This is a genomic window from Kitasatospora sp. NPDC093806 (assembly GCF_040683335.1).
Classification (GTDB): Bacteria; Actinomycetota; Actinomycetes; order Streptomycetales; family Streptomycetaceae; genus Kitasatospora.
Genome location: NZ_JBFBDO010000266.1, coordinates 1 through 1,087, shown reverse-complemented (window position 1 = coordinate 1,087; position 1,087 = coordinate 1). Strand labels below are relative to the sequence as shown.

The window sequence follows — 1,087 nt, the reverse complement described above, 5'->3', positions numbered from 1 at the left end:
GCCCCCGCGAGCAGCAGGGCGAGCGCCGGGACGACCGGCAGGGCGGGCCAACTCAGCGGATGCAGGGACGGGTTGAGGTCGTCGGCGGCGTACCCGACGGTGCCCGCCAGCACGACGGCGGCGGTCAGCCCGCAGCCGGCCACGCCCCATTCGGCGGCCCGCCAGCGGTCCGGCCGGTAGCTGGTGCGGCGCACCCGCCGGCCGCCCAGCGCGAGCCCGCCCGCGCACAGCAGCGAGCCCGCGATCAGCGCGGGGAAGCCCAGGGCCGCCGGGGCCGTCCCGTCCAGCAGCCCGTACATCCCGGCGCACAGCCCGGCCATGCCGAGCAGCATCAGCGCGCCGGTGGTCCGGCGGGCGGCGCGGGTGACGGGGCCGGAGCGGCCGTAGCCGCGCGAGTCCATCGCGGCGGCCAGGCGCAGCGAGCGTTCCAGCGCGTCCTCCAGCACCGGGACGACGATGCCGCGCAGAGCACGCATGCCCTTGGCCGAGCCGGCCCGCAACCGGCGGGCCCGGGCGACGCGTTGGGCGCTCTGCACCAGCTGCGGGGCGACGCTGAGCGAGACCGTGACGGCCACACCGAGTTCGTACAGCGCCCCGGGCAGGACCCGCAGGGCGCGCTTGGGGTTGGCGAGGGTGTTGGCCGCGCCGATGCAGCAGAGCAGGCAGGCGAGGCGCAGTCCGTCGGTGGCGGCGGAGAGCACCGCTTCCAGGGAGACCGGCCCGCCGATCCGGATGCCCGCGTACCAGTCGGGGGTGGGCAGCTGCGGGAGGGTGAGCAGGACGTGGTCCCGGGGGCCGACGCCGGTGGCGAAGACGCAGCGGAAGAGGACGCGGATCGCCACCACGGTGAGGGCGAGCCAGAGGTAGTAGCGGAAGCCGCGGGCCCATGGGGCGTCGGTGCGGCGGGCGGTGACCCCGCGACCCTGCTCGACAAGCCGCCCGGCGAACCGGAGCGATCCGGCGGGCCGGACGGACCCGGCGGACCCGGGGGAGCGGGTGCCGGCCGCACCCCGGTCGCCGCCCGGCGGTCCGCGCCGTACCGGTGGTCACACCCGCCGCCCCTACAGTGGGCGGCCGGGAGAGAGGG

1 pseudogene is annotated in these 1,087 nt (G+C 77.9%); it reads right to left on the bottom strand.

Features of this window, described 5'->3' with window-relative positions:
- A pseudogene (locus tag AB0N76_RS39885) lies at nt 1-914 on the bottom strand (CbiQ family ECF transporter T component); the annotation flags it as partial.
- Between the last annotated feature and the right edge of the window lie 173 nt (nt 915-1,087).